Source organism: Xylanimonas sp. McL0601 (assembly GCF_049852175.1).
GTDB lineage: Bacteria > Actinomycetota > Actinomycetes > Actinomycetales > Cellulomonadaceae > Xylanimonas.
Map to the genome: position 1 here is coordinate 2,940,262 of NZ_CP187527.1, position 24,357 is coordinate 2,964,618.

General features: G+C 73.2%; 20 protein-coding genes. 1 reads left to right on the forward strand and 19 read right to left on the reverse strand.

The features are described from left to right. Window positions 1-40 precede the first annotated feature (40 nt). The 19 genes from ACO4JP_RS13610 to ACO4JP_RS13700 form a co-directional block, all read right to left on the reverse strand. Entirely contained in the window at window positions 41-1,768 is a 1,728-nt protein-coding gene (locus ACO4JP_RS13610; protein WP_425957116.1) for an HD domain-containing protein, read from the reverse strand. Further along, window positions 1,765-2,106: a P-II family nitrogen regulator gene (locus ACO4JP_RS13615; protein WP_425954523.1), complete on the reverse strand. Its 342-nt coding sequence runs from the start codon at window positions 2,104-2,106 to the stop codon at window positions 1,765-1,767. The genes ACO4JP_RS13610 and ACO4JP_RS13615 overlap by 4 nt, the downstream gene beginning before the upstream one ends. After that, on the reverse strand, window positions 2,103-3,458 hold the full coding sequence (locus tag ACO4JP_RS13620; protein ID WP_425954524.1) for an ammonium transporter: 1,356 nt from the start codon (window positions 3,456-3,458) through the stop codon (window positions 2,103-2,105). The genes ACO4JP_RS13615 and ACO4JP_RS13620 overlap by 4 nt, the downstream gene beginning before the upstream one ends. A gap of 199 nt (window positions 3,459-3,657) precedes the next feature. Beyond that, on the reverse strand, window positions 3,658-3,999 hold the full coding sequence (locus ACO4JP_RS13625; RefSeq protein WP_425954525.1) for a P-II family nitrogen regulator: 342 nt from the start codon (window positions 3,997-3,999) through the stop codon (window positions 3,658-3,660). Beyond that, window positions 3,996-5,315, reverse strand: a complete 1,320-nt coding sequence (locus ACO4JP_RS13630) for an ammonium transporter (protein ID WP_425954526.1) — start codon at window positions 5,313-5,315, stop codon at window positions 3,996-3,998. Before ACO4JP_RS13630 ends, ACO4JP_RS13625 begins: the two co-directional genes overlap by 4 nt. A 248-nt stretch (window positions 5,316-5,563) precedes the next feature. Then, window positions 5,564-6,712 carry a signal recognition particle-docking protein FtsY gene (gene ftsY, locus ACO4JP_RS13635; protein ID WP_425954527.1) on the reverse strand — a complete coding sequence of 383 codons (1,149 nt, stop codon included), beginning with the start codon at window positions 6,710-6,712 and terminating at the stop codon, window positions 5,564-5,566. 31 nt (window positions 6,713-6,743) lie between these two features. Beyond that, entirely contained in the window at window positions 6,744-7,082 is a 339-nt protein-coding gene (locus tag ACO4JP_RS13640) for a hypothetical protein (RefSeq protein ID WP_425954528.1), read from the reverse strand. 116 nt (window positions 7,083-7,198) lie between these two features. Continuing rightward, a complete protein-coding gene (smc, locus tag ACO4JP_RS13645) occupies window positions 7,199-10,774 on the reverse strand; it encodes a chromosome segregation protein SMC (RefSeq protein WP_425954529.1) in 3,576 nt (1,191 codons plus the stop codon). 129 nt (window positions 10,775-10,903) lie between these two features. Beyond that, entirely contained in the window at window positions 10,904-11,356 is a 453-nt protein-coding gene (gene ndk / locus ACO4JP_RS13650) for a nucleoside-diphosphate kinase (protein ID WP_425954530.1), read from the reverse strand. Window positions 11,357-11,447: 91 nt separating this feature from the next. Then, complete coding sequence (locus ACO4JP_RS13655; protein ID WP_425954531.1) at window positions 11,448-11,888, reverse strand: DUF4233 domain-containing protein; 441 nt, start codon at window positions 11,886-11,888, stop codon at window positions 11,448-11,450. Next, entirely contained in the window at window positions 11,885-13,558 is a 1,674-nt protein-coding gene (locus ACO4JP_RS13660) for an MDR family MFS transporter (protein ID WP_425954532.1), read from the reverse strand. The genes ACO4JP_RS13655 and ACO4JP_RS13660 overlap by 4 nt, the downstream gene beginning before the upstream one ends. Before the next feature lie 54 nt (window positions 13,559-13,612). Beyond that, the gene (locus ACO4JP_RS13665) at window positions 13,613-14,227 is read right to left on the reverse strand and encodes a TetR/AcrR family transcriptional regulator (protein ID WP_425954533.1); all 615 of its coding nucleotides are present in this window, start codon (window positions 14,225-14,227) and stop codon (window positions 13,613-13,615) included. Between the two features lie 103 nt (window positions 14,228-14,330). Continuing rightward, window positions 14,331-15,023, reverse strand: a complete 693-nt coding sequence (dhaM, locus tag ACO4JP_RS13670) for a dihydroxyacetone kinase phosphoryl donor subunit DhaM (protein ID WP_425954534.1) — start codon at window positions 15,021-15,023, stop codon at window positions 14,331-14,333. 7 nt (window positions 15,024-15,030) lie between these two features. Continuing rightward, entirely contained in the window at window positions 15,031-15,693 is a 663-nt protein-coding gene (gene dhaL, locus ACO4JP_RS13675; protein WP_425954535.1) for a dihydroxyacetone kinase subunit DhaL, read from the reverse strand. A gap of 37 nt (window positions 15,694-15,730) precedes the next feature. Beyond that, window positions 15,731-16,738 carry a dihydroxyacetone kinase subunit DhaK gene (gene dhaK, locus ACO4JP_RS13680; RefSeq protein ID WP_425954536.1) on the reverse strand — a complete coding sequence of 336 codons (1,008 nt, stop codon included), beginning with the start codon at window positions 16,736-16,738 and terminating at the stop codon, window positions 15,731-15,733. A gap of 97 nt (window positions 16,739-16,835) precedes the next feature. Next, entirely contained in the window at window positions 16,836-18,242 is a 1,407-nt protein-coding gene (locus tag ACO4JP_RS13685) for a bifunctional folylpolyglutamate synthase/dihydrofolate synthase (RefSeq protein WP_425954537.1), read from the reverse strand. A gap of 99 nt (window positions 18,243-18,341) precedes the next feature. Next, a complete protein-coding gene (ileS, locus tag ACO4JP_RS13690) occupies window positions 18,342-21,746 on the reverse strand; it encodes an isoleucine--tRNA ligase (RefSeq protein WP_425954538.1) in 3,405 nt (1,134 codons plus the stop codon). Window positions 21,747-21,947: 201 nt separating this feature from the next. Then, window positions 21,948-22,628, reverse strand: coding sequence for a hypothetical protein (locus tag ACO4JP_RS13695; protein ID WP_425954539.1), 681 nt, complete (start codon window positions 22,626-22,628; stop codon window positions 21,948-21,950). Beyond that, entirely contained in the window at window positions 22,625-23,008 is a 384-nt protein-coding gene (locus tag ACO4JP_RS13700) for a PadR family transcriptional regulator (RefSeq protein ID WP_425954540.1), read from the reverse strand. Before ACO4JP_RS13700 ends, ACO4JP_RS13695 begins: the two co-directional genes overlap by 4 nt. A 113-nt stretch (window positions 23,009-23,121) precedes the next feature. Here ACO4JP_RS13700 and ACO4JP_RS13705 point away from each other — a divergent pair, with 113 nt between their 5' ends. Then, window positions 23,122-24,339 carry an epoxide hydrolase family protein gene (locus tag ACO4JP_RS13705; RefSeq protein WP_425954541.1) on the forward strand — a complete coding sequence of 406 codons (1,218 nt, stop codon included), beginning with the start codon at window positions 23,122-23,124 and terminating at the stop codon, window positions 24,337-24,339. Window positions 24,340-24,357 lie beyond the last annotated feature (18 nt).

Here is a 24,357-nt window from a genome sequence, read left to right on the forward strand (position 1 = left end):
TCAGGTCCTCGTGGTCGTGCGGGTGGGACGGTGACCCAGACTACCGGGCGCGTGCGCGCGCCATGAGGTCGTCGACCAGGCGCGCCCGCCACGGTGTCCAGCCGTTCTTCGCTCCGAGGCTCGAGGAGTCGGCCTGGGTGAGCGCGCGCAGCTCCTCCAGCAGGTCCGCGCGGTGGTCGACGGCGGCCAGCAGGCGCGCGACCGTCGACGGGTCGTCGGGGTCCTGCTGCGTCGCCAGGTCCGCGAGCACCAGGTGGTGGCGCACCAGCCGCGCGACGTCGTCCGCGACCGCGGCGTCGAACCCCATGCGAGCCAGGATGCCGGGCACCAGGCGCGCGCCCTCCACGGAGTGGTCGGGGCTGAGCGCGCCCCGGCGCTTGCCGATGTCGTGGAAGATCGCGGCGAGCAGCAGCACGTCGGAGCGCACGGCACCGGGGTCCGCGAGCGCGCGCCGCACCCCTGCCGCGCGCGCCGCCGTCTCGACGAGGTGCCGGTCGACGGTGTGGCGGTGGATCGGCGACCGCTGCGGGCGGTTGCGCACCCCGGCCCACTCGGGGATCCACCGGGTGACGACGCCGGCCCGGTCGAGCGCCTCCCAGACCGGCACCTGCGCGGGTCCGGAGCCCAGGAGCTGCAGGAACGTCTGCCGGGCAGCGCGCGGCCACGGCTCGGGCAGCGGCGCCCCCTGCGAGAGCGACCCCACCGTCACGGGCGAGAGCACGAGGCCCGTCCGGGCCGCGGTCGCCGCCGCGCGCAGCGGCAGCAACGGGTCCGACGCGGGGTGGGCGTCGATCGCCAGCACCAGCTCGCCGTCGTGCTCCACGAGCCCGTCCCCGACCGAGCGCAGCCGCGGCGGCGTGCGGCGCCCGCGGACCATGAGCGTCCGGGGGGCCGCGGGCGGCTGCAGCGCCTGGCGGGCGCGCCGCACGGTGGAGTCGAGCGCGTACGCGATCTCGCGCCCCGCCTCGGCGAGCGACGCGAGCAGCTCGTCGGGGTCGTCGAAGCCGCTCGAGGCGGCGACCTCGTCCAGGTCAGCGAGCAGCAGGCGCGTCGTCCGCCGCTTGGTGACCACCTGCAGCGTGTCCCGTACGTCGAGCAGGTGGGCGTACGCGCGGTCGACGGCGCCGTGCGGCCGGTCGGTGAGCCAGGTCGCCGCGAGCGCCGCCAGCAGGACGGCGTCCCGGATGCCGCCGCGCGACTCCTTGAGGTCGGGCTCGACGAGGTAGGCCAGCTCCCCGGAGCGCTGCGCCCGCTCCTTGACGGAGGCGAGCAGCTCGGGCAGCCGCCGCCGCGAGGCGGCCCGCCAGTCGGTGAGGATCGCCGACGCCGCGCGGTGCACCACGACGGCGTCGCCGGCCATCGGCCGCACGTCGAGCCAGCTCGCCGCCGCCGCCAGGTCCGACGACGCCACCTGCCGCGTCTGGCGGAGCGAGCGCACCGCGTGGTCGAGGTCGACGCCGGAGTCCCACAGCGGGTACCAGAGCCGCTCTGCGACCCGGGCGAGCTCCGCGGCCGGGTGGGTGCGCCCGTCGTGGACGAGGACGAGGTCGACGTCGGACATGGGGCCGAGGTCGCCACGGGCCAGGCTCCCGACGGCGGCGAGCGCCAGCCCCGACGGGTCGACGTCGGCGGTGGCCTCGGCGTAGAGCGTGCCGAGCCGCTGGGTGACGGCCTGGACGAGTGCGGACCGCCGCGCGACACCGGACCGACCGGGGCCGGTGAGGCTGGTGGCGAGGCCGAGCAGCTCGGCACGCAGGCTGGTGGTCAGAGTGCGGAGTCTCCGTGCTCGCCGGTCCGGACGCGGACCACGTCGTCGACGGGCACGACCCACACCTTGCCGTCGCCGATCTTGCCGGTGCGGGCCGCATCCACGACGACGTCCACGATCGCCGCCGCGTCCTCGTCGGCGACGAGCACCTCGACGCGCACCTTGGGCATGAGGTCGACCGTGTACTCGGCCCCCCGGTACACCTCGGTGTGACCCTTCTGGCGGCCGTAGCCGGACGCCTCCGAGACCGTCATGCCCCGGACACCGGCGGCCTCCAGCGCCGACTTCACGCCGTCGAGACGGTGCGGCTGGATGATGCCAGTCACCAGCTTGCTCATACGCGGATCTCCCTGTGACCGATGTGGACGCTATGACCGATGTGGACGCTGTGCCCGGTGCGGACGCTTCCCTGCGTGACGGTCTCATACGCCGTCTCGCCGTGCTCGTGCCGGTCGATGCCGCCGATCTCGCCCTGCTGCGGGATCCGCCAGCCCATCGTCCGCTTGAACACCCACCCGATCACGTACGTGAGCCCGAAGCTCCAGACCACGGCGGCCAGCGCGATCACGACCTGCGTCGCGAGCTGCGTGAACCCGCCCCCGTAGAGCAGGCCGTCCTGCGACCCCGCCGGGTAGTACGAGTCGTGGTTGCCGTTCGTGGCGAAGAGACCGATCATCACGGTGCCGACGAGGCCGCCCACGAGGTGGACGCCCACGACGTCGAGCGAGTCGTCGAACCCGAACCGGTACTTCAGCCCCACCGCCAGCGCGCACACGGCCCCTGCCACCGTGCCGATCGCCAGCGCGCCGTACGTGTCCACCGTCCCCGCCGCAGGCGTGATCGCGACCAGCGCGGCGACGGTGCCGGACGCGGCACCCAGCGACGTGGCGTGACCGTCACGGAACCGCTCGATACCGAGCCAGGCCAGCATCCCGACGCACGCGGCGAGGAAGGTGTTGACCCAGGCGCGCCCGGCCGTGCCATCGGCCGCCAGCCCGGAGCCGGCGTTGAAGCCGAACCAGCCGAACCACAGCATGCCCGCGCCCAGCATCACGAACGGCAGGTTGTGCGGACGCATCGGGTCCTTGCGCCAGCCGTGGCGCTCGCCCACCAGCAGCGCGAGCGCCAGGCCCGCCGCGCCGGCGTTGATCTCGACGACGGTGCCGCCGGCGAAGTCGATCGGCATCGACAGGTGCTTGGCCACCCAGCCGTCCGCACCGAACATGCCGCCGCCCCACACCCAGTGCGCCAGCGGGGCGTACACGACCGTGACCCACACGGCCGCGAAGGCCATCCAGGTGCCGATCTTCACGCGGTCGGCGATCGCACCCGAGATCAGCGCGACCGTGATGACGGCGAACGTCGCCTCGAAAGCGACGAACACGAGCGCCGGGACTCCCGCTGATGCCGCCGGGCTGGACGCGTCCGACACCGTCAGGCCGAAGTTGGTGAACGGGTTGCCGAACCAGCCGGCCGCGACGTTCGGGCCGAACGCCAGCGAGTAGCCCCACAGCGACCAGACCAGCCCCACGACGCCCATCGCCGAGAAGCTCATCATGAGCATGTTCAGAACGCTCTTGCCCCGCACCATGCCGCCATAGAAGAACGCCAGAGCCGGCGTCATCAGCAGCACGAGGGATGCCGAGGTGAGCAGCCAGGCAGTGTTCCCCGCGTCCAGCGAGAACCTCATCCTGGTCGCCTCTCTCACACGTCCGACCCCAGCGGCCGGCCCGGGAGAAATCTCGCCGTCGGAGGTTTCCATCGAGGCGCGGCGGTGTTACCGCCGTGTGACCGGAGGCACCTGGGCGGTAAATGTTGCGTTTCCCGAACCTGTCGGTTCGATGTGAGGCGCCCGCCCCGGACTGCCCGGGCCGGGCGCCTCACGCTGGTCAGAGCGCGGACTCTCCGCGCTCGCCCGTCCGGACGCGGGCGACGTCGTCGACGGGCACGACCCACACCTTGCCGTCGCCGATCTTGCCGGTCTGGGCCGCATCCACGACGACGTCCACGATCGCCGCGGCGTCCTCGTCGGCGACGAGCACCTCGACGCGAACCTTCGGGACCAGGTCCACGGTGTACTCGGCCCCCCGGTACACCTCGGTGTGACCCTTCTGGCGGCCGTAGCCGGACGCCTCCGAGACCGTCATGCCCCGGACCCCTGCGGCCTCCAGGGCCGACTTCACATCGTCGAGACGGTGCGGCTGGATGATGCCAGTCACCAGCTTGCTCATGCGCGGATCTCCTTCTGACCAGTCAGGACGCTTCCCTGCGTGACGGTCTCATACGCCGTCTCGCCGTGCTCGTGCAGGTCGATGCCGCCGATCTCGGCCTCCTGCGGGATCCGCCAGCCCATCGTCCGCTTGAACACCCACCCGATCACGTACGTGAGCCCGAAGCTCCAGACCATCGCGGCCAGCGCCACCACGACCTGCGTCGCCAGCTGCGTGAACCCGCCCCCGTAGAGGAGGCCGTCCTGCGAACCGGGGAAGTAGAACGAGCCATGGTTGCCGTTCGTGGCCAGCAGACCGATCATCACGGTGCCCACCAGACCACCGACCAGGTGCACACCCACCACGTCGAGCGAGTCGTCGAACCCGAACCGGTACTTCAGCCCCACCGCCAGCGCGCAGAGGATGCCCGCCGCGGCGCCCACACCGATCGCACCGTAGGTGTCGACGGTGCCGGCCGCCGGCGTGATGGCGACGAGGCCGGCCACCGCACCCGAGGCCGCGCCCAGGGAGGTGGCGTGACCGTCACGGAAGCGCTCGGTGGCGAGCCAGGCCAGCATCGCGACCGACGTCGCGACGAACGTGTTGATCCAGGCGCGCCCGGCCGTGCCATCGGCCGCGAGCTCTGAGCCGGCGTTGAAGCCGAACCAGCCGAACCACAGCATGCCCGCGCCCAGCATCACGAACGGCAGGTTGTGCGGACGCATCGGGTCCTTGCGCCAGCCGTGGCGCTTGCCCACCAGCAGCGCGAGCGCCAGGCCCGCCGCGCCGGCGTCGATGTGGACGACGGTGCCGCCGGCGAAGTCGATCGGCATCGACAGGTGCTTGGCCACCCAGCCGTCCGCACCGAACATGCCGCCGCCCCACACCCAGTGCGCCAGCGGGGCGTACACGACCGTGACCCACACGGCCGCGAAGGCCATCCAGGTGCCGATCTTCACGCGGTCGGCGATCGCACCCGAGATCAGCGCGACCGTGATGACGGCGAACGTCGCCTGGAAGCCGACGAACACCAGCGCGGGGATGCCGAACGCCGTGACCGGGCTCGCGTTGTCCGAGATGGTCAGGCCGAAGTTGGTGAACGGGTTGCCGAACCAGCCGGCCGCGACGTTCGGGCCGAACGCCAGCGAGTAGCCCCACAGCGACCAGACCAGCCCCACGACGCCCATCGCCGAGAAGCTCATCATGAGCATGTTCAGAACGCTCTTGCCCCGCACCATGCCGCCATAGAAGAACGCCAGAGCCGGCGTCATCAGCAGCACTAGGGATGCCGAGGTGAGCAGCCAGGCAGTGTTGCCCGTGTCCAGCGAGAAGTCCATCCCGATCGCCTCTCTCACGCGCCCGGCCCCTGCGGCCGGCCCGGGCACCAATCTCGTGGGAGGGGGTTTCGATCGTTGTGGTCGCGCGTTTCGTCGGTGTGACAGGTCGCACGACGGCGTAAACGTTGAGTTTCGGCGCCCCGGATCCGGCTCCTCAGGCTCAGCCGACTCCCTGTCGGCCGAGCCTGCGGCTCCGCTACGGGCGAGCGCCTCGTACCTCGGCCCTCACCCTTCGCTGCACCTCCGGCTCAGCCGAGGATGCCGTCGACGAACTCCTCGGCGTCGAACGGGGCCAGGTCGTCGGGGCCCTCGCCCAGGCCGACGAGCTTCACGGGGACGCCGAGCGCGCGCTGCACCGCGACGACGATGCCGCCCTTGGCGGTGCCGTCGAGCTTGGTCAGCACGATGCCGGTCACGCCGGCGACCTCGCCGAACACGCGCGCCTGCTGCATGCCGTTCTGCCCGGTGGTCGCGTCGAGCACCAGCAGCACCTCGGTCAGCGCGGCCTCGCGCGTGATGACGCGCGTGATCTTGCCGAGCTCGTCCATCAGGCCGGCCTTGTTCTGCAGGCGGCCGGCGGTGTCCACGAGCACGACGTCGGCGGCCTCGGCTTTGCCGTGCTTGACGGCGTCGAAGGCGACGGCGGCGGGGTCGGCGCCGTCGCGGTCCGCGCGCACGGTGTGCACGCCGACGCGCGAGCCCCAGGTCTGGAGCTGGTCGGCCGCCGCGGCGCGGAAGGTGTCGGCGGCGCCCAGGACGACCGTCTTGTCCTCGGCGACCAGCACGCGGGCGAGCTTGCCGACCGTCGTCGTCTTGCCGGTGCCGTTGACGCCGACGACGAGCACGACGCCGGGCGTGCCGGGCTCGGCGCCGTCGGTGTGCAGGGTGCGGTCCATCGTGGGGCCGACGAGGGCGATGAGCTCCTCGCGCAGCATCGCGCGCACGGCGGCCGGGGTGGTCACGCCCTGCACGCGGACGCGCGTGCGCAGCGCGTCGATGAGCTCGCCCGCGGGGCCGACGCCGACGTCGGCGAGCAGCAGGGTCTCCTCGAGCTCTTCCCAGTCGTCCTCGGTGAGGTGCTCGCGGGACAGGACGAAGAGCAGGCGGGCGCCGAGCGGCGATCCGGACCGCGCGAGGCGGTCGCGCAGCCGCACGAGCCGCCCGGCGACGGGCGCGGGGTGCTCGACGACGGCGACTTCGTCCTCGGCGATCACCACCCCCGGCGAGGTGGAGACCTCGGGTGGCGCCGCGGTCTCGACAGGCTCGACCACCGTGGGCTGCCCGCCCGGCGGCGGGAGCTGCTTGCCGCGGCGGGTCCGCGGCACCACGAGGGCCGCGACGGCCCCGAGAACCACGACGACGAGGAGGGGGATCAGCCAGGGCAGGACGTCGGTCACGCGCCCCAGTCTCGCAGAAGCACCCCTGCCGTCACTCGGGCGGGCGCACCGTCCCGACGTGCAGCTGGCGCGTGGCCTGCTGCCGGGCCCGGACCAGCACGTCGGTGATCTGCTCCGCGTCCACGTACGCCGGGCCCTGCTCGACGTTGTCCGAGAAGAACGCCTCGAGGTCGGTGTCGACGGGCCGCACGGCCGCCCGCCGGCCGCGGTGGCGCAGCCCGGCGCGGAAGCTGCGCCAGAAGCCTGCGATCCCGCTCCCGTACGGCGCGTCACCCGGGACGCCGTCGCCGCGCTCCATCACGCTCGCGAGCAGGAACACCGCGGTGAGCAGGAGCAGGGCGACGACCAACCAGATGACGAACGTGAGCATGGACCCAGTTTCATCCACGCTCCTGCCGACGGACGGGATAGGTCGCGCCGAACTAGAGCCGGATCCTGTGAAGGATTCGCGTCCAGGCCGCGTCCAGTCCGCGCCCGGCGGGCAGGTCAGGCCTCGGCGGGCTCGCGCATCCGTTGCGAGATGACGGTCGTGACGCCGTCGCCCCGCATCGTCACGCCGTACAGCGCGTCCGCGACCTCCATGGTGCGCTTCTGGTGCGTGATGACGATGAGCTGGGAGTGGGTCTGCAGCTCGCGGAAGATGTCCAGCAGGCGGCCCAGGTTGACGTCGTCGAGCGCGGCCTCGACCTCGTCCATGATGAGGAACGGGCTCGGGCGCGCCTTGAAGATCGACACGAGGAACGCGACGGCGGTGAGCGACCGCTCGCCGCCCGAGAGCAGCGACAGGCGCTTGACCTTCTTGCCCGCGGGGCGCGCCTCGACGTCGATGCCCGTGGTGAGCAGGTCGGACGGGTCGGTGAGGACGAGCCGGCCCTCGCCGCCGGGGAACAGCGTCGGGAACACCTGCTCGAACATCGCGGCCGTGTCCCGGAACGCCTCGGCGAACACCTGCTCGACGCGCTCGTCGATGTCCTCGACGATCTGCAGCAGGTCCTGGCGTGACTTCTTGAGGTCGGCGAGCTGCTCCGTGAGGAACCGGTGGCGCTCCTCGAGCGCGGCGAACTCCTCGAGCGCGAGCGGGTTCACCGTGCCGATCCGGGCGAGGGCACGCTCCGCCTGCTTGAGGCGGCGCTCCTGCTCCTCGCGGACGTACGGCAGCGGGTCGGGGTCGGCCTCGTCCTCCGGCCAGTCGTCAGGCCGCGGCACCGGGACCATGCGGTGCGGGCCGAGCTCCTCCACGAGCGCCTCGGGATCTGTCCCCAGCTCGTCCGCTGCGCGGTCCTGCAGCAGCTGCAGGCGGGCGAGCTGCTGCGCTCGCGCCACCTCGTCGCGGTGGGCGACGTCGGTGAGGTCGCGCAGCTCGCCGGCGAGCCGGTCGACGTCGGCGCGGACGGCGTCGAGCCCCTGCGCGTGGGCGGTGCGGGCCTCCTCGGCCGCCTCTCGCTCGCCCGCGGCGCGGTCGATCGAGCGGGCGAGCGCCGCCAGCGCCGCAGCGGCGTCGTCGCGCACCGCGGCGGCGACGAGCGCCTGCGCGGCCCGGGCGCGGGCGCGCGCCGCGGCCTTCTCCCGGGCCGCACGCTCGGTGGCGGCCGCGCGGGCCAGACCCTGGGCACGCCCGGAGACGGCACGGGACCGCTCCTCGCCGGTGCGCAGGGCCAGCCGCGCCTCGGTCTCCGCCGCCCGGGCCCCGGTCGCGGTGGTCTGGGCGTCCTCGCGGGCGCGGGTCGCCGCCTCGAGCGCCTCCTCGGACTCACCCGGCTCGGCCTCCGCGATCTCGAGGCGGCGGGCGAGCTCGGCCAGCTCCGCCTCGTCCGCCTCCCGGCGCGCGGTCGCCTGCGCGAGGGTGGCCCGGTGCCGGTCGGCCTCGCCGCGCGCCGCGCGCTGGGCGGCCCCCAGCGTGCCGAGCTGCTCGGCGACCGCGGCCAGCGCCGCGTCGGACTCGTGCAGCCGCTCGAGGGTCTCCTCGTAGCGCCGCTGGGCGTCGCCGGACGCCTCGCGGGCGCCGACCAGCGCGAACCGGGCGCGCTCGCCGCGCGCGGCGGCGTCGTCGGCCCGGCTGCGGGCCTCGTCGAGGGCGGCCTGCAGGTGCAGCACGCTGGGCGCGGCGGCCGAGCCGCCCGCCGCGCGCATGCCGCCGAGCAGGTCCCCCGCGCGCGTGACCGCGACGAGGTCCGGGCGGGCGGCCACCAGCGCGCGGGCCTCGGCGAGGTCGTCCACGACGACGACGCCGGCGAGCAGCGCGCGGATCGCCGCGGCGGCGGGGCCCGTCGCGGAGACGACGTCGACGGCGGGCCTCCCGGCGCTGCTCGCGAGCGTCTCGACAGACTCGACGACGGCGGCGCTGCCGCCCACCACGAGCCCGGCACGGCCCGCGTCGTCGTCGCGCAGGAGGCGCAGTGCGTCCACCGCGGCATCCAGGTCCGCGACGGCGACGGCGTCCGCGAGCGGTCCGAGCGCGGCCGCGACCGCGTCCTCATAGCCGGCCTCGATACCCAGCAGCGCCGCGACCGACCCGAGCACGCCCGGCGGGTTCGCAGCGAGCAGGGCGCCGGCACCGTCCTTGCGGTCGAGGCTGAGCGCGAGCGCCTCGACGCGCGCCGACCAGGTCGCGCGATCCTTGTCCGCCGCGGCCGCCTCGGCCTCCAGGGACGCGACGGCTGCGCGGGTCTCCTCGACGGCGTCGGCCGCGGCCTCGTGCTCGGCGTCCAGGCCCTCCTCCCCCGCCTCGGCGCCCACGACCTGCGTCTCGAGCGCCGCGAACTCGCGGGTGGCGTCGCGCTCGCGGCGCTCGGCCTCGTCCAGCGCGTCCCGCACCCGGTCGAGCTCGGCGTCGGCGGCCTCGACGCGGCTGCGGCGCGCACCGACCTGGCCCGCGAGGCGTGCGAGGCCCTCGCGCCGGTCGGCGGCACCGCGGTGCAGCGCGGCGAGCTCCTTCTCGGCGGCGGCCGCGGCGGCCTCGGCCGCGGTGCGCTGCTCGACGGCGGCCGCGAGGGCGGCCCGCGCGAGCTCGACCTCGCGGGCCAGCTCGGCCTCCGAGGCGCGGGCGCGCTCGGCCTGCGCCTCGAGGTCGGCCGGGTCGGGGCCGGACGACACGCCGCGCTGGTCCTGATCCACGGTGCCGAGCAGGCGCACCCGCTCCTCCGCGAGGGTCTGGGTGCCGCGCAGGCGTTCGCGCAGCGCGACGAGCGCATGGAACGTGTCCCCCGCCCGGGACGCGGCCGCTGTCGTACCCGCCGCGGTGACCTCGAGACGCGCGAGCTCCGTGCGTGCCGCCGTCAGGGCGGTCTCGGTGGCCGTCTGGCTCTCGCGCAGAGCGGCCTCGTCCGCGCGCTCGGCCTCGAGCTGGGCCGTGAGCTGGGCAAGGTCGTCGGCGAGGAGCCGGGACTTCGCGTCGCGCAGCTCGGCCTGGACCGTCCGCGCCTTGCGCGCGGCCTCGGCCTGCCTGCCGAGCGGCCCCAGCTGGCGGCGCAGCTCGGCGGTGAGGTCGGTGAGGCGCGCGAGGTTCCCGGCCATCTGGTCGAGCTTGCGCAGCGCCTTCTCCTTGCGCTTGCGGTGCTTGAGGACGCCCGCGGCCTCCTCGACGAACCCGCGCCGCTCCTCCGGCGTCGCACGGAGGACGGCGTCGAGCTGGCCCTGGCCGACGACGACGTGCATCTCGCGGCCGATGCCGGAGTCGGAGAGGAGCTCCTGGATGTCCAGCAGGCGGCACGCCGCGCCGTTGATCGCGTACTCGGACCCGCCGCTGCGGAACAGCGTGCGGGTGATGGTGACCTCGGTGTAGTCGATCGGCAGGGCGCCGTCGGTGTTGTCGATCGTCAGCGACACCTCGGCGCGGCCCAGCGGGGGGCGGCCGGCGGTCCCGGCGAAGATGACGTCCTCCATCTTGCCGCCGCGCAGCGACTTGGCGCCCTGCTCCCCCATGACCCACGCGAGCGCGTCGACGACGTTCGACTTGCCCGACCCGTTGGGACCGACGACGCACGTGATCCCGGGCTCGAAGCTCAGCGTCGTCGCGGACGCGAACGACTTGAACCCCCGGAGCGTGAGCATCTTGAGGTGCATCGTTGAACCCTAGCGGCGGCCACCCGCGGATCCTGGGACCCGCGGCGGATCCCTTTCGACGTCGCACCCGCTGGCGTTCCGGCGAGCAGAGCGCCAGCAGGTACTACGGCGAACGGGGGTGGACCTCGGTCAGAGCGACGGGAACCAGAGCGCGATCTCGCGGGCCGCCGACTCCACCGAGTCCGAGCCGTGGACGATGTTCTGCATGACCTTGGTGCTCCACGACCGGGCGAGGTCGCCGCGGATCGTGCCCGGTGCGGCGGCGGTGCCGTCGGTGGCGCCCGCCAGCGAGCGGAAACCCTCGACGACGCGCTGGCCCTCGGCGACCACGGCGAGCGTCGGCCCCGACATCATGAACTCCACGAGCGGCTCGTAGAACGGCTTGCCGACGTGCTCGGCGTAGTGCTTCTCGAGCAGCTCGGGCGTGGCGCGCACCAGCTCCACGGCAGTCAGGGTGTAGCCCTTGGCCTCGATGCGGCGCAGCACCTCGCCGGACAGGCCACGGCGGACGCCGTCGGGCTTGACCAGCACGAGCGTGCGCTCCACGGTCTCGGTCGTCTCAGGCGTCGTCTGCGTCGTCATGCCCGAAGGGTAACGGGGCCGCCGGGTGGTCCGGCGGCCCCGTCCAGGGTCCATCCACGGGATGGCGCATCGCAGCGCCCGCCCGGCGTCGTCAGACGTTCGGCGCCGTCTCCGGGTGCGCTGCGTCGTACTCCCGGCGCTCGCGGTCCACGCGCGCCCCGATCCGCAGCGACGCCATCCACATGGCCACGAACACGGCGGCGACCAGGTACATCATCGGCAGCGCGAGGCCGGTCGCGATGACGAGCACCTGCGCGATCGTCCCACCCGCCAGGCCGACCGCCCGTGACGTCAGGCGCGAGAGCACCAGGAGCACGACGACCAGCACGCCGCCCACGACCCAGATCGCCGTCGGGCTCGACAGCGTGATCGGCCCCTTCTCGTACAGGCTGTCCCGCAGCCCGTACAGCGCGACCGCCGCGAACGCCACGCAGAACGCCTCGAGCTGCAGGGTCAGCGACGTGAACTGCACGAGCGCCGACTTCTTGCGCACGATCCTGTCGCCCGTGGCGGGCTTGTCCTTGCTGCTCACCGGCCCAGCGTATCCGCCGCGACGGCCGCGACCGGCTGCTCGGGCGCCGGGGCGACCTCGTCGGCCGGGGCGTCGGCGTCGGCCCGGGGCGCCGCGACGGCCTCACCACGCGCGACCATGCCCGCCTCGTTGGACAGCTTGACCTCGCGCAGGAACAGCGCGAGCACGAACCCGACCAGCATGAGCGGCACCAGGTACCAGAACGACGGCGCGAGGGCGTCGGTGAACGCGTCGATGACGCCCGACCTGATCGGCTCCGGGAGCGCCTGGACGGCCTGCGGCGTCAGGCTCTTGCCGTCGAACCCGCCGGCGGCGCCGCCGCCCGCGGACCCGAGCTGGTGCGCGAGGTTCGCGAAGTTGTCGGTGAGGCGCGAGGTGAAGAGCGTCGTGAACGCCGCCGTACCCACCGCCGCGCCGATCTCGCGGAAGAAGTTGTTCGACGCCGTCGCCGTGCCGAGCTCGTGCGGGTCCACGGCGTTCTGCACCGCGAGCACGATCGTCTGCATGACGAGGCCCATGCCGGCGCCGAGCACGAAGATCATGGCGCCGAAGAGCCACATCGACATGTCGCCCGTGATGCGTGTCAGCCAGACGACGCCGGCCGTCGTGATCGCCAGGCCGACGATCGGGAACAGCTTGTAGCGGCCCGTCTTGGTGATCGCGATACCGGACCCGATCGCGGTGGACATGACGCCGACCATCATCGGGAGCATGAGCCAGCCGGACTCGGTCACGCCGGCGCCCGTCGACATCTGCAGGAACGTCGGCAGCATGGCCATCGCGGAGAACATGCCCATGCCCAGAACCAGGCCGATGAGCGTGGTGATGGTGAACGTCGCGTTCTTGAACAGGCGCAGCGGGATGAGCGGCTCGGTCACGCGCAGCTCGACGACGATGAAGAGCGCGACGGCGAGCAGCGTGCCGATCACGAGCGCGGCGAGCGCCGGGTCGGTCCAGTCGTAGGAGGCGTTCCCCAGCGACTTCCACGAGGTCAGCAGCACGATGCCGGACGTGCCGAGCATCATGAACATGATGCCCAGCCAGTCGACCGGGCGGCCCGAGCGGTGCGTCGGCAGGCGCAGCGCGAACCACGCGACGGTGAGCGCGATGATGCCCACGGGCACGTTGACCCAGAACGTCCAGCGCCAGCCCGGGCCGTCGGTGAGCCAGCCGCCCAGGAGCGGGCCGATGACGGACGAGACGCCGAACAGGGCGCCCATCGGGCCCATGTACTTGCCGCGCTCCGAGGCGGGCACGACGTCGGCGATGATCGCCTGCGACAGGATCATCAGACCGCCGCCGCCGAGGCCCTGGACGGCGCGGGCCGCGACCAGCATCTCGAAGCTCGGGGCGAGCGCGCCGAAGATCGAGCCCATCGTGAACAGGCTCACGGCCGCGAGGAATGGCCAGCGCCGCCCCCACAGGTCGCCGAACTTGCCGTACAGCGGCATGACGATGGCGATCGCCAGGATGTAGGCCGTGATGACCCACCCCTGGTGCTCCACGCCGTCGAGCTCGCCGACGATCGTGGGCATCGCGGTGCCGACGATCGTCTGGTCGAGCGAGGACAGGAACATGCTGGCCATCAGGGCGCCGAAGATCAGCCACACGGTGCGTGGCGTGAGCACGACCAGCGGCTTGTCGGACGCCGGGGCGACGGCGTGGCTCATGAGGGACCTCTCGTGGGTGCTCGGTGGATCTGGTGGTTCGGAAGGTTCAGGGGGTCAGGTCGCGAGCAGGGCCCGCAGGCTCTCCACCGCGGCCGGCAGGTGCGCGGCCGCGTCGCCGGCGTAGCCGTCGCGCTCCCAGGCGAGCGCGGCGGTGCGCAGCAGCACGACGACGACCATGGCGAGCGTCTCGTCGTCGACCGGCAGTGCGCCCGGGTCGACGGCGCGCCGCGCGGCGAACAGCTGCAGGAGCTGGGCTTTGTGCCGCTCGACCCAGACGACCTGCCGGTGCAGCAGGCGCGGCTCGGAGCGCGCGATCTCGTGAGCGCGCTTGGCGCGCCCCTCGTCGGGGCTGACGGAGGCGAGCACCGAGGCGACGACGGCCTGCAGGTCGGCCATCAGGTGGCCCGTGGGGCCGCCCGCGGCGAACTGCTCGGCCGCGGCCTCGTCGACGGCGACCTGCTCGAGGCCGAGCACGGCGTCGTCCTTGGAGTCGAAGTAGTTGAAGAAGGTGCGCGCCGAGATGCCGACGGCCGCGCTGATCTCCTCGACCGTGACGGCGTCCAGGCCGCGGTCGAGCACGAGGCGCTGGGCGGCGTCGACGATCGCGCTGCGGCGTGCCGCCTTCTTGCGCTCGCGCAGCCCGGGTTCGGCCGCCGTGGGGAGGGTCACGGTCCGCAATTCTGCACTCAGTGCAGAATTTCATCAAGTGAACTTTGAGTGACGAGCGCCACGGACGCGCGCGACGTGCGCCGCATGCTTGACGCGCGCCGCGTCAGGCCTCCCCGAAACCGCCCTCGATGAGCGCGACGACGGAGCCGACGGCCTCGTGCGCACCGGCGCCGCGCGCGGCGACCTCGAGCTCCCGGCCGCCCGTCGCCCCGAGCGCGAGCAGCTGCAGCACGCTCGACGCGTCCACGCCGCCCACCGAGACGGGCACGCCGAGGTCGGCGACGGCCCGCGCGAGCTGCGCCGCAGGCCGCGCGTGGAGGCCCAGCGGGTTGCGCACGGTGACGGTCGCGGTCACGACGTCGTCGGGCACGGGTGCCCCGAGGGTCGACCCCGATGCCGGGGTCGATCCTGCGAACGTGCCCCCGGCCTCCTCGGCCGCGGCCAGCACGGCGCGGGGCGAGCCACCCTGCTGGGCGGCCACCGCCGCCGACACCGCGCCCTCGACGAAGGGCGCGTCCGCCAGGTGCACCCGCCCGGACCACTCGTCCTCGAGATCGAGCGCGGACTCGACGGTCAGCACGGCCGACCCGAGGTCCGCGAGCACGACGACGCCGTCGGCGTCCGCGAGCCCGCGCTCCACCGCGTTCTGCACGACGTCGAGCGACGTCCCCAGGCCGCCGTCGAGCGTCCCGGCCCCGGAAAGGATCGGGACGTCCGGTGCCATCTGCGCCGCGATCTCGGCCACACCCTGGGCGAGGCGCACGGAGTGGGACACGAGCACGAGGGCGACGGTCACCGGAGGGTCACTGCCCCTCGGAGCCGGCGCCGTCCGCCGCCGCCACCGCCGCGCGCAGCAGCACCGCCGTCGAGCGGGCGCCCGGGTCCTCATGACCGGCGGAGCGCTCGCCCAGGTAGGAGGCACGGCCCTTGGTGGCCACCAGCGGAATCGTGGCCGTCGCGCCGGCGTCGGCCGCCGCGGCGGCCGCACGGAGCACGGCGACGGGGTCGTCCCCGCCGACGGCGACCGCGGCCGCGACCGCGGGCTGCCAGGCGTCGACCATCGTCTTCTCGCCGGGCGTCGCGTGGCCGCGCGCCTCGATGCCCTCGAGCGCCGCCTCGAGCAGCGCGACGACGGTGGAGACGTCGAGCTGCTCGCGCGCCGTCACCTTGGACGCCCGCAGGAACGCCGTGCCGTACAGGGGCCCGGCGGCACCGCCGACCGTCGACATGAGCGTGGTGGCGACGAGCTTGAGCACCGCGCCGACCTCCTCGGCGTCGCCCTCAGGGCCGCTCGCGGGGGTGGCGGCGAGCTTGGCTGCCACCGCGCGGAATCCGCGGTCCAGGTTGGCGCCGTGGTCTCCGTCCCCGATCTGCCGGTCGAGCTCCGTCAGCTCGTCCTTGGCCGCCGCCACCGCCGTCGCCGACTCCGCGACCCACCGTCTTGCCCACGCGGCGTCGAGCGTCATAGCGCCTGCTCCTGTCTGCTGTCCGGGTGTGTGCGCCCTACCAGTGCAGCGCCGGCGTGTTCACCGGGGCGTCCCAGAGCTGCTCGAGCTCGTCGTCCAGCCGCAGCACGGTGACCGACGCGCCCTGCATCTCGAGAGACGTCACGTAGTTGCCGACGAGCGAGCGGGCCACCGTGACGCCCCGCTGCTCCAGGAGGGTGCGCGCCCGACCATAGACCACGTACAGCTCGGACTGGGGCGTGCCCCCCATCCCGTTCACGAAGAGAAGCACACGGTCGCCCTGGGCAAGCCCGAGGTCGCCGGCCACGGGCTCGACGAGCAGCCGCGTGATCTCGGTCGCGGACGCCTTGGGTATGCGCTGGCGGCCCGGCTCGCCGTGGATGCCGATGCCGATCTCGATCTCGTCGTCGCTCAGGTCGAAGCTGGGCTTGCCGACGTGCGGCACGGTGCACGCGGCGAGGGCGACACCCATCGAGCGGACGTTCGCGATGACCTTCTCGGCGACGGCCTTCACGCCCGCGAGGTCGTCGCCGCGGGCCGCGGCTGCCCCGGCGATCTTCTCGACGGCGACCGTGCCGGCGACCCCGCGGCGGCCCGCGGTGTACAGCGAGTCCTCGACGGCGACGTCGTCGTTCACGACGACGGTCGCGACCTCGACGTCCTCGGCCTCCGCGAGCTCGACGGCCGTCTCGAAGTTGAGGACGTCCCCGGTGTAGTTCTTGACGATCGCCAGCACGCCCTTGCCGCCGTCGGCGGCCTGGAGCGCCGGGGCGATCTGGTCGGGCGTGGGCGACGTGAAGACGGCCCCCGGCACGGCGGCGTCGAGCATGCCGTCGCCGACGAACCCCGCGTGGAGCGGCTCGTGGCCGGAGCCGCCACCCGACACGAGCCCGACCTTGCCCGAGACGGCGCCGCCCGGGCGCGAGACATAGATCGGGCCGGACCCGCCGAGGCCGTGCACCTCGACCTGGTCGGCGTGCGCTGCGGCGAACCCCGTGAGGGAGTCCTCGACGGCGTTCTCTGGGTCGTCCAGAAGCTTTTTCATCGGTGCGCTCCTCGCCACGGCCCACGTCGCCCGGGCCACCACGGCCATTTCACACCCGCGCGAACGAACCCGCGAGACAGTTCCCGCGCAGGTGGGATCAGGGGCGGCCCAGGAGGATGCGGGCGTCCGCGACCGTGACCACGCTGCCGGTCACCAGGACGCCCGTGCCCACGCCGACGCCGACCGCGTCGTCGCGCTCCGCCAGGTCGCTCGCGACCTGGAGCGCCTCGGCCACGCTCTCGACGACGTGCACGCGGTCCTCGCCGAAGATGTCGTCGGCGAGCTCCTTGAGCTCTCGCGGGTCCGCCGACCGGTCGGAGGAGTTGCGCGTGAGCACGATCTCGGCGAGCACGGGCTCGAGCGTCGCGAGCAGGCCCTCGGCGTCCTTGTCCGCCATGATCCCGACGACGCCGACCAGCCGCGTGAACTCGAACGCCTCGTCGAGCGTGGCGACCAGCGCCTCGGCGCCTGGCGGGTTGTGCGCGGCGTCGACCAGCACGGTCGGTGAGGTGCGCACCAGCTCGAGCCGCCCGGGCGAGGTGACGCTGCCGAACCCGGCCTCGACCACGCCCGCGTCGAGCGCCCCGCCGCCGCTGAGCAGCGCCTCGACGGCCGCGAGCGCGAGCAGCGCGTTGTGCGCCTGGTGCTCGCCGAGCAGCGGCAGGAAGATCCCGGTGTACAGCCCGGCCGGAGTACGCAGGTCCGCGATCTGCCCGCCGACCGCGACCTGCCGGCCAGCCACCTCGAGCTCGAAGCCCTCGCGCAGCAGGTGCGCCCCGACGGCCGCGGCCCGGGCGCGCATCACCTCGGTGACGACGTCCTCCTGCGCGGCGAGCACCGCCGTCGCGCCGTCCTTGATGATCCCGGACTTGTTGACGGCGATCGCCTCGAGCGTGTCACCGAGCCACCGCTGGTGGTCCATCCCGACGGGCGTCACGACGGCGACGTCGCCGTCCACGACGTTGGTGGAGTCCCACTCGCCGCCCATGCCGACCTCGACGACGGCGACGTCGACCGGCGCGTCCGCGAAGGCCGCGAGCGCCATGACGGTGAGCACCTCGAAGAAGGACAGGCGGGGGCCGCCCTCCTCCTCCGACTCCCGGTCGGCGACCCCGATGTACGGCGCGACGTCCTCCCACACCTCGACGAACCGGGCGGCGCTGATCGGGGCGCCGTCGACCTGGATGCGCTCCGTGACGCTCGTCAGGTGCGGGGACGTGAACAGGCCCGTGCGCAGGCCGTGCTCGCGGATCAGCGACTCGATCATGCGGGCCGTCGACGTCTTGCCGTTGGTGCCGGTCAGGTGCACGACGCGGTAGGCGCGCTGCGGGTCGCCGAGCAGCTCGAGCACGCGGCGCACACGGTCGAGCGTGGGGTCGATGTCGTGCTCCGGGGCGCGCGACATGATCTCGCGGTAGATCTCGCGCAGGGACTCCTGGGCGACGGCCTCGTCGGCGGCGGCCTGTGCGGCCTTGCGGTCGGCCTGCTGGGACTTGTTGCTCACGCCCACCAGGGTAGGCGGCGAATCTGCACCGTCAGTTCGAGGGTTCGGGTTCAGTTCGTGGGATGCATCCGTCGAACTGAACCCGAACCCTCGAATTGATCAAGCCTTTGCCACCTGCACGGTGCGCTCACCGTCGGCGGGCGTGATCGTGAGCCTCTCGGCCAGCGTCTCCGTCATCACCAGGGCGCGGTGCGACTCGACGGCGGCCACGCGGTCGGCCGGGACGCCGAGCGTCAGCGCGATCCGGTCCGCGACCTCCAGGCCGGCGGCCTTGCGGGCGTCCTGCACGTCCCGCACGACGTCGCGGGCGTATCCCTCCGCCTCCAGCGCCGGGGTGAGCCCTAGGTCGAGGACGGCGAAGCCGCCGCCGGGCAGGACCGCCGCGGCCAGCGCCGCGCCCTCGGTCCCGTCTCCGACGACCGTCGTCAGCTCGTACTCGGACTCGAGCAGCGGCACGTCGCCTGCGTCGGTGGTGACCACCACGGCGCCGCCGGCGTCGCGGGTCCAGGCGCCCGACTTGGCACCCTTGATGACGGCCTGCACCCCGCGGCCCAGGCGCGGCCCCGCCGCGCGGGCGTTGACCGCGAGGCGCTCGACGATGCCGAACCGCTCGGCCGCGCCGGCGTCGAGCTGGAGCAGCTCGACGTCCTTGACGTTGAGCTCCGTGCGCAGCAGGCCGGTGTAGTCGGTCAGCGCGGCCGGGTCCTCGACGGCAACCGTGAGGCGGGCGAGCGGCTGGCGCACGCGCAGCTTGTTGGCCTTGCGCAGGCCCAGCGACGTCGAGACGACGGCGCGGACCTCGTCCATCGCGGCGAGGAGCCCGCCGACGTCGCCACGCGGGAGGTCGGGGAACTCGAGGTTCGACGAGGACGCGAAGGTGCCGTCGGGCGAGACCGACTGCGCGAGGTCCTCGCGGAGCACCGGCCAGTCGGCCAGGTGCACCGAGCGCCCGCCCGTCAGCCCTCGCCAGATCTCCTCGGTCAGCAGCGGGGCGAGCGGCGCCATGACGCGGCACAGCACCTCGAGCACCGTGTAGAGGGTGTCGAACGCATCGGAGTCCTCCTGCCAGAACCGCTCGCGCTGGGTGCGCACGTACCAGTTGGTCAGGACGTCGAGGAACACGCGCACCGACTCGCACGCGCCCGCGATGTCGTAGGCGTCGAGCTGGCGGGTGACGTCGAGCACGAGCGCGCCCGCCTTGGCCAGGACGTACCGGTCGATCGCCGCCATACCGGCCATGCGCTCGTCGGACACCCGCACGGCGCGATAGCCCGAGCCGCCGCCCAGTCGCGTCGCGTTGTTGGCGTACAGCGTGAAGAAGTAGTACGTGCTCCACAGCGGCAGAAGCACCTGGCGGACGGCGTCGCGGATGCCCTCCTCGGTGACGACGAGGTTGCCGCCGCGCAGGATCGGCGAGGCCATCAGGAACCAGCGCATGGCGTCGGAGCCGTCGCGGTCGAACACCTCGTTGACGTCCGGGTAGTTGCGCAGCGACTTGGACATCTTGCGGCCGTCGGAGCCGAGCACGACCCCGTGCGAGACGGCCGACTTGAACGCCGGGCGGTCCATGATCGCCGTCGCGAGCACGTGCAGCGTGTAGAACCAGCCGCGCGTCTGGCCGATGTACTCGACGATGAAGTCGCCCGGGTAGTGGTGCTCGAACCAGTCCGCGTTCTCGAAGGGGTAGTGCACCTGGGCGTACGGCATCGAGCCGGAGTCGACCCACACGTCCATGACGTCCTCGACGCGGCGCATCGTGGACCGGCCGGTCGGGTCGTCCGGGTTCGGGCGTGTCAGGCGGTCGATGTACGGGCGGTGGAGGTCGGTGACCTCGACCCCGAAGTCGCGCTGGAGCTCCTCGAGCGAGCCGTAGACGTCGATGCGCGGGTGACGCGGGTCGTCCGACTTCCACACCGGCACGGGCGAGCCCCAGAACCGGTTACGGGTGATCGACCAGTCGCGGGCGTTCTCGAGCCACTTGCCGAAGATGCCGTGCTGGATGTGGTCCGGCGTCCAGGCGATCTCCTCGTTGAGCGCGAGCATGCGCTCCTTGATCTTGGTGACCTCCACGAACCACGACGAGACGCCCATGTAGATGAGCGGCATGCGGCAGCGCCAGCAGTGCGGGTAGGAGTGGGCGTGCTGCTCGCGGCGAAGCAGCACGGTGCCCGGCGTCACGGCGCCGACGGCGCCCACGGGCTCGGCACCCGGGCCGGCCTGACCACGGGTCTGCGCCTTGAGGTGGTCGATGATCAGCGCGTTCGCGTCGAAGACCTGCAGGCCCTCGTAGTCGAGCACCGGGAAGGTGAACTTCCCGTCGGGCCCTACGGGGATGACCGGCTCGATGCCCTCGCGGTCCGCGACGATCTTGTCGTCCTCACCGAACGCAGACGCGTTGTGGACCAGGCCCGTACCGTCCGTCGTCGTGACGAAGTCCGCCTCGACCACGCGGTGCGCGTTCGCGTGCCCGACGTAGTAGGAGAGCGGCGGCCGGTAGGCCGTGCCCGCCAGCGCGGCGCCGGTGACGCGCCCGACGACGGTGGGCTCCTCGTTGCCCTCGTCGGTCAGCTCCCGGGCGTACGCGGCCACGCGCTCGGCGGCGAGCACATAGCGCTCCGCCTTGCCGGTGAACGAGGACTCGACGACGACGTACTCGACGTCGGGCCCGACCATGACCAGCAGGTTGGACGGCAGCGTCCACGGCGTCGTCGTCCAGATGACGAGCAGGTCGCCCTCGCGGACCACGTCCTGGCCGGGCGCGGGCGTCGTCACGCGGAAGCCGACCGTGACGGACGGGTCCTGGCGGACCTGGTAGACGTCGTCGTCCATGCGCAGCTCGTGGTTGGACAGCGGCGTCTGGTCGTTCCAGCAGTACGGCAGGACGCGGAAGCCCTCGTAGACCAGACCCTTGTCCCACAGCTGCTTGAAGCCCCAGATCACGGACTCCATGTAGCTGAGGTTGAGCGTCTTGTAGTCGTTGTCGAAGTCGACCCAGCGGGCCTGACGCGTGACGTACTCGCGCCACTCGCCCGTGTACTTGAGCACGCTCTGGCGGCAGGCCTCGTTGAACTTCTCCAGGCCGAGCTCGAGGATCTCCTCCTTGGTCTTGATGCCGAGCTGGCTCATCGCCTCGAGCTCGGCAGGAAGTCCGTGCGTGTCCCAGCCGAACCGGCGCTCGACACGGCGCCCACGCATGGTCTGGTAGCGCGGGACGACGTCCTTGGCGTACCCGGTCAGCAGGTGGCCGTAGTGCGGCAGGCCGTTGGCGAAGGGCGGGCCGTCGTAGAAGACGAACTCGTTGCTGCCCTGCTCGCCGGTCGGGTTCTTCTCGACCGAGGCCTTGAAGGTGTCGTCCTGCGCCCAGTAGTCGAGGACCTCGCACTCGAGCGCGGGCAGGTCCGGGGAGGCGGGGATGCCCGTCCCGCCGGAGGCTGGCGATGTGCCCCGTGCGGCGCCGGGCTGTGCGGCGTCGGACGACGGCGTGCGGTGCAGCGGGTAGGCCATGGAAGCGGGGCTCCTCGAACGGTGGGCGGCAGGACGCTGCGAGGACGACGCCCGCCTGCCCGGTCGGCAGGAGCGCACCGCGGTACCACCCCGCTTGCCGTCCCGCCGTCGCCCGCACCACCAGGTGCGACGACGCCGGAGCGACCGCTCGTTCGAGGCTGTGACGGGCCCACCCGTCCGGGTCTAGTAGGTCCCGCTCCGTCAGGAGCGGGGCCGTTCTTCCGGAGGCTCCCCGGTGATGGCCGGATCGGTGCCTGTGGGGGTCATGGTACCGGGCAGGGGCGACGGCGTCCGCATCGATTCGGGGATGTTGCCCTCGACGACGTGCTTGCGCCAGGAATAGCGACGCTTTGAGTTGCGAACGAGATACCCGACGACGAGGGACACGGCGCCAAAGAGCAGCCAGTAGCGCGGGCCCGCGAAGACACCCTCGGTCGGGGCGGGGTTCGTGCGCATCGCGAGCGAGACCGCGGCGAACGAGAGCATCATCGGCACCAGCGAGCTGAGGTTCTGGATCGGCGTGAACCACGGGCTGCGGATGTCGTCCGCGACCCACCACCAGTACCGTTCGGGCAGCCGCAGGTCGAGAAGCCGATACCCGAGCCACCGCCAGAACGGCGGGCGCTCCCGCCAGCGCAATCCCCACCCGGCGCGCACCAGCCCGAGCACCTCGGCGCGCGGCAGCCGCTCGGGCAGCGAGCCGTCGTCCTGCCGCGCCACGTCCTCGAGCACGCCGAGCAGCTCCTCGCCGTGCAGGTCCCGCCAGCGCCGTGGGTAGGCGTTGAGCCAGAAACGCGCCGAGCGCTCGAACGGCGTCGTCAGGACCGGCCTCCGCGGGCGCTCCCAGGGTTCCGTCGCGCGATCGCGTCTCCGGGCGCTCACGCACGACCGCCTGCAAGGCGAGCGCCGAACGGAAGTCCGCCCGCAAGACCGTCCGCGGTGCGACCCCCGCCCGCCGCCCGGTGCCGAAGGGCCTGCCGCGCGCGGGCCGCGAGCGCCGCGAGCCGCTCGGTCTCCGCCTCGGCAGCCAGGCGCCCGCCATCGGTGATGCGGTAGTAGCGCCGCAGCCGCCCGTCGACGACAGACTCGCCCGCGGGCTCGACCAGCCCGGCCTGCACGAGGCGGTCGAGATTGCCGTAGAGCGTCGCGGCGGCGAGCTCCGTGCGGCCGCCGGAGAGCTCACGGACGGCCGTGATCACGGCGTACCCGTGCAGCGGCTCGGGCGTGAGGGCGAGCAGCACCAGGTAGGCCTGCTCGGTCATGCGAAAGTGGGTCTCCGTTCCCATGACAGATATATATCGCCCACCGATACGTCTGCCCATGGTTCCGCAGCTCCGTGCTGCGACAAGGCCGTTCCCGGGCGACCGTGGGAGGCGTGCCCGCCCCCGGCCTGCCCGTCCCCGACGCCGTGCTCGACGACCTGCGCGAGCGGGTGCGCCGCACGCGCTGGCCCGAGCGAGAGCCCGCCTCGGCGGGCCTTACGGGGCGCGCCTCCAGCTGGGCCGAGGGGGTGCCGCTCGACTGGCTGCGCGAACTGGCCGACTACTGGGCCGACGAGTACGACTGGCGCCGCACCGAGGCCCGGCTGCTCGCGCTGCCGCAGCGGTGGGTCGACGTCGGCGGGCTCGTCGTGCATGTCGTCCACGTGCGGTCGCCGCACCCGGGCGCGCTGCCCCTGGTGCTGACCAATGGCTGGCCCGGCTCGCCGCTCGAGTACCTCGACGCGATCGGTCCGCTCACGGACCCGCCGGCGCACGGTGGTGCCGCCGCGGACGCATTCGACGTCGTCGTGCCTTCGCTGCCCGGGTACGGGCTGAGCGGCAAGCCGGCGGAGCCCGGATGGGGTGTCGAGCGGGTCGCGGAGGCGTGGGCACACGTGGCGCGCGAGCTCGGCTATCCGCGGTACGGCCTGCACGGCACCGACTGGGGCGTGACCGTGGCGACGACGCTGGCGCAGCGCCGACCTGTCGACGTCGTCGGGCTGCATCTGGCTCCGCCGCTCGTCGCGCCCGACCCTGCGACGCTGGCCGCGCCGACCGCCGCCGAGCGGGCTGCGCTCGCCGACCTCGCCGAGGCGTCCGCCGACGGCGACGGGTACACCGCGATCCAGGCGACCCGCCCGCAGACGCTCGGGTACGGCCTGCTCGACTCACCCGTCGGCCTGGCGGCGTGGCTGCTCGAGAAGGTGGTGCTCTGGTCGCACCCGCGGGGGCTCCCGCAGACGGCCCTGAGCCGGGACCAGCTGCTGGACGCCGTGACCTGGTACTGGGTCACCGGGAAGGGCGCCTCCGCGGCTCGCCTGTACCGGGAGTCGATCCGGGAGGTCCAGGCGGTGTTCGCCGAGGCCGCGGGGTCGCGGGCACCAGACGCCCCTGGCGGTGTACCCGGCGGCGTCGTCACGGTCCCGGCAGGCGCTTCGGTGTTCCCGTCCGAGGTGCCGCGGCCCTCACGCCGCTGGGCCGGACGGCGCTTCACCGACCTGCGCTGGTGGGGCGAGCCCGCGCGCGGCGGTCACTTCCCAGCGTGGGAGGAGCCCGAGCTGTTCGTCGCCGAGGTGCGCGGGTTCTTCCGAACGGTCAGACCCTGGTCTTGACGGAAGGAGCACGCCGTG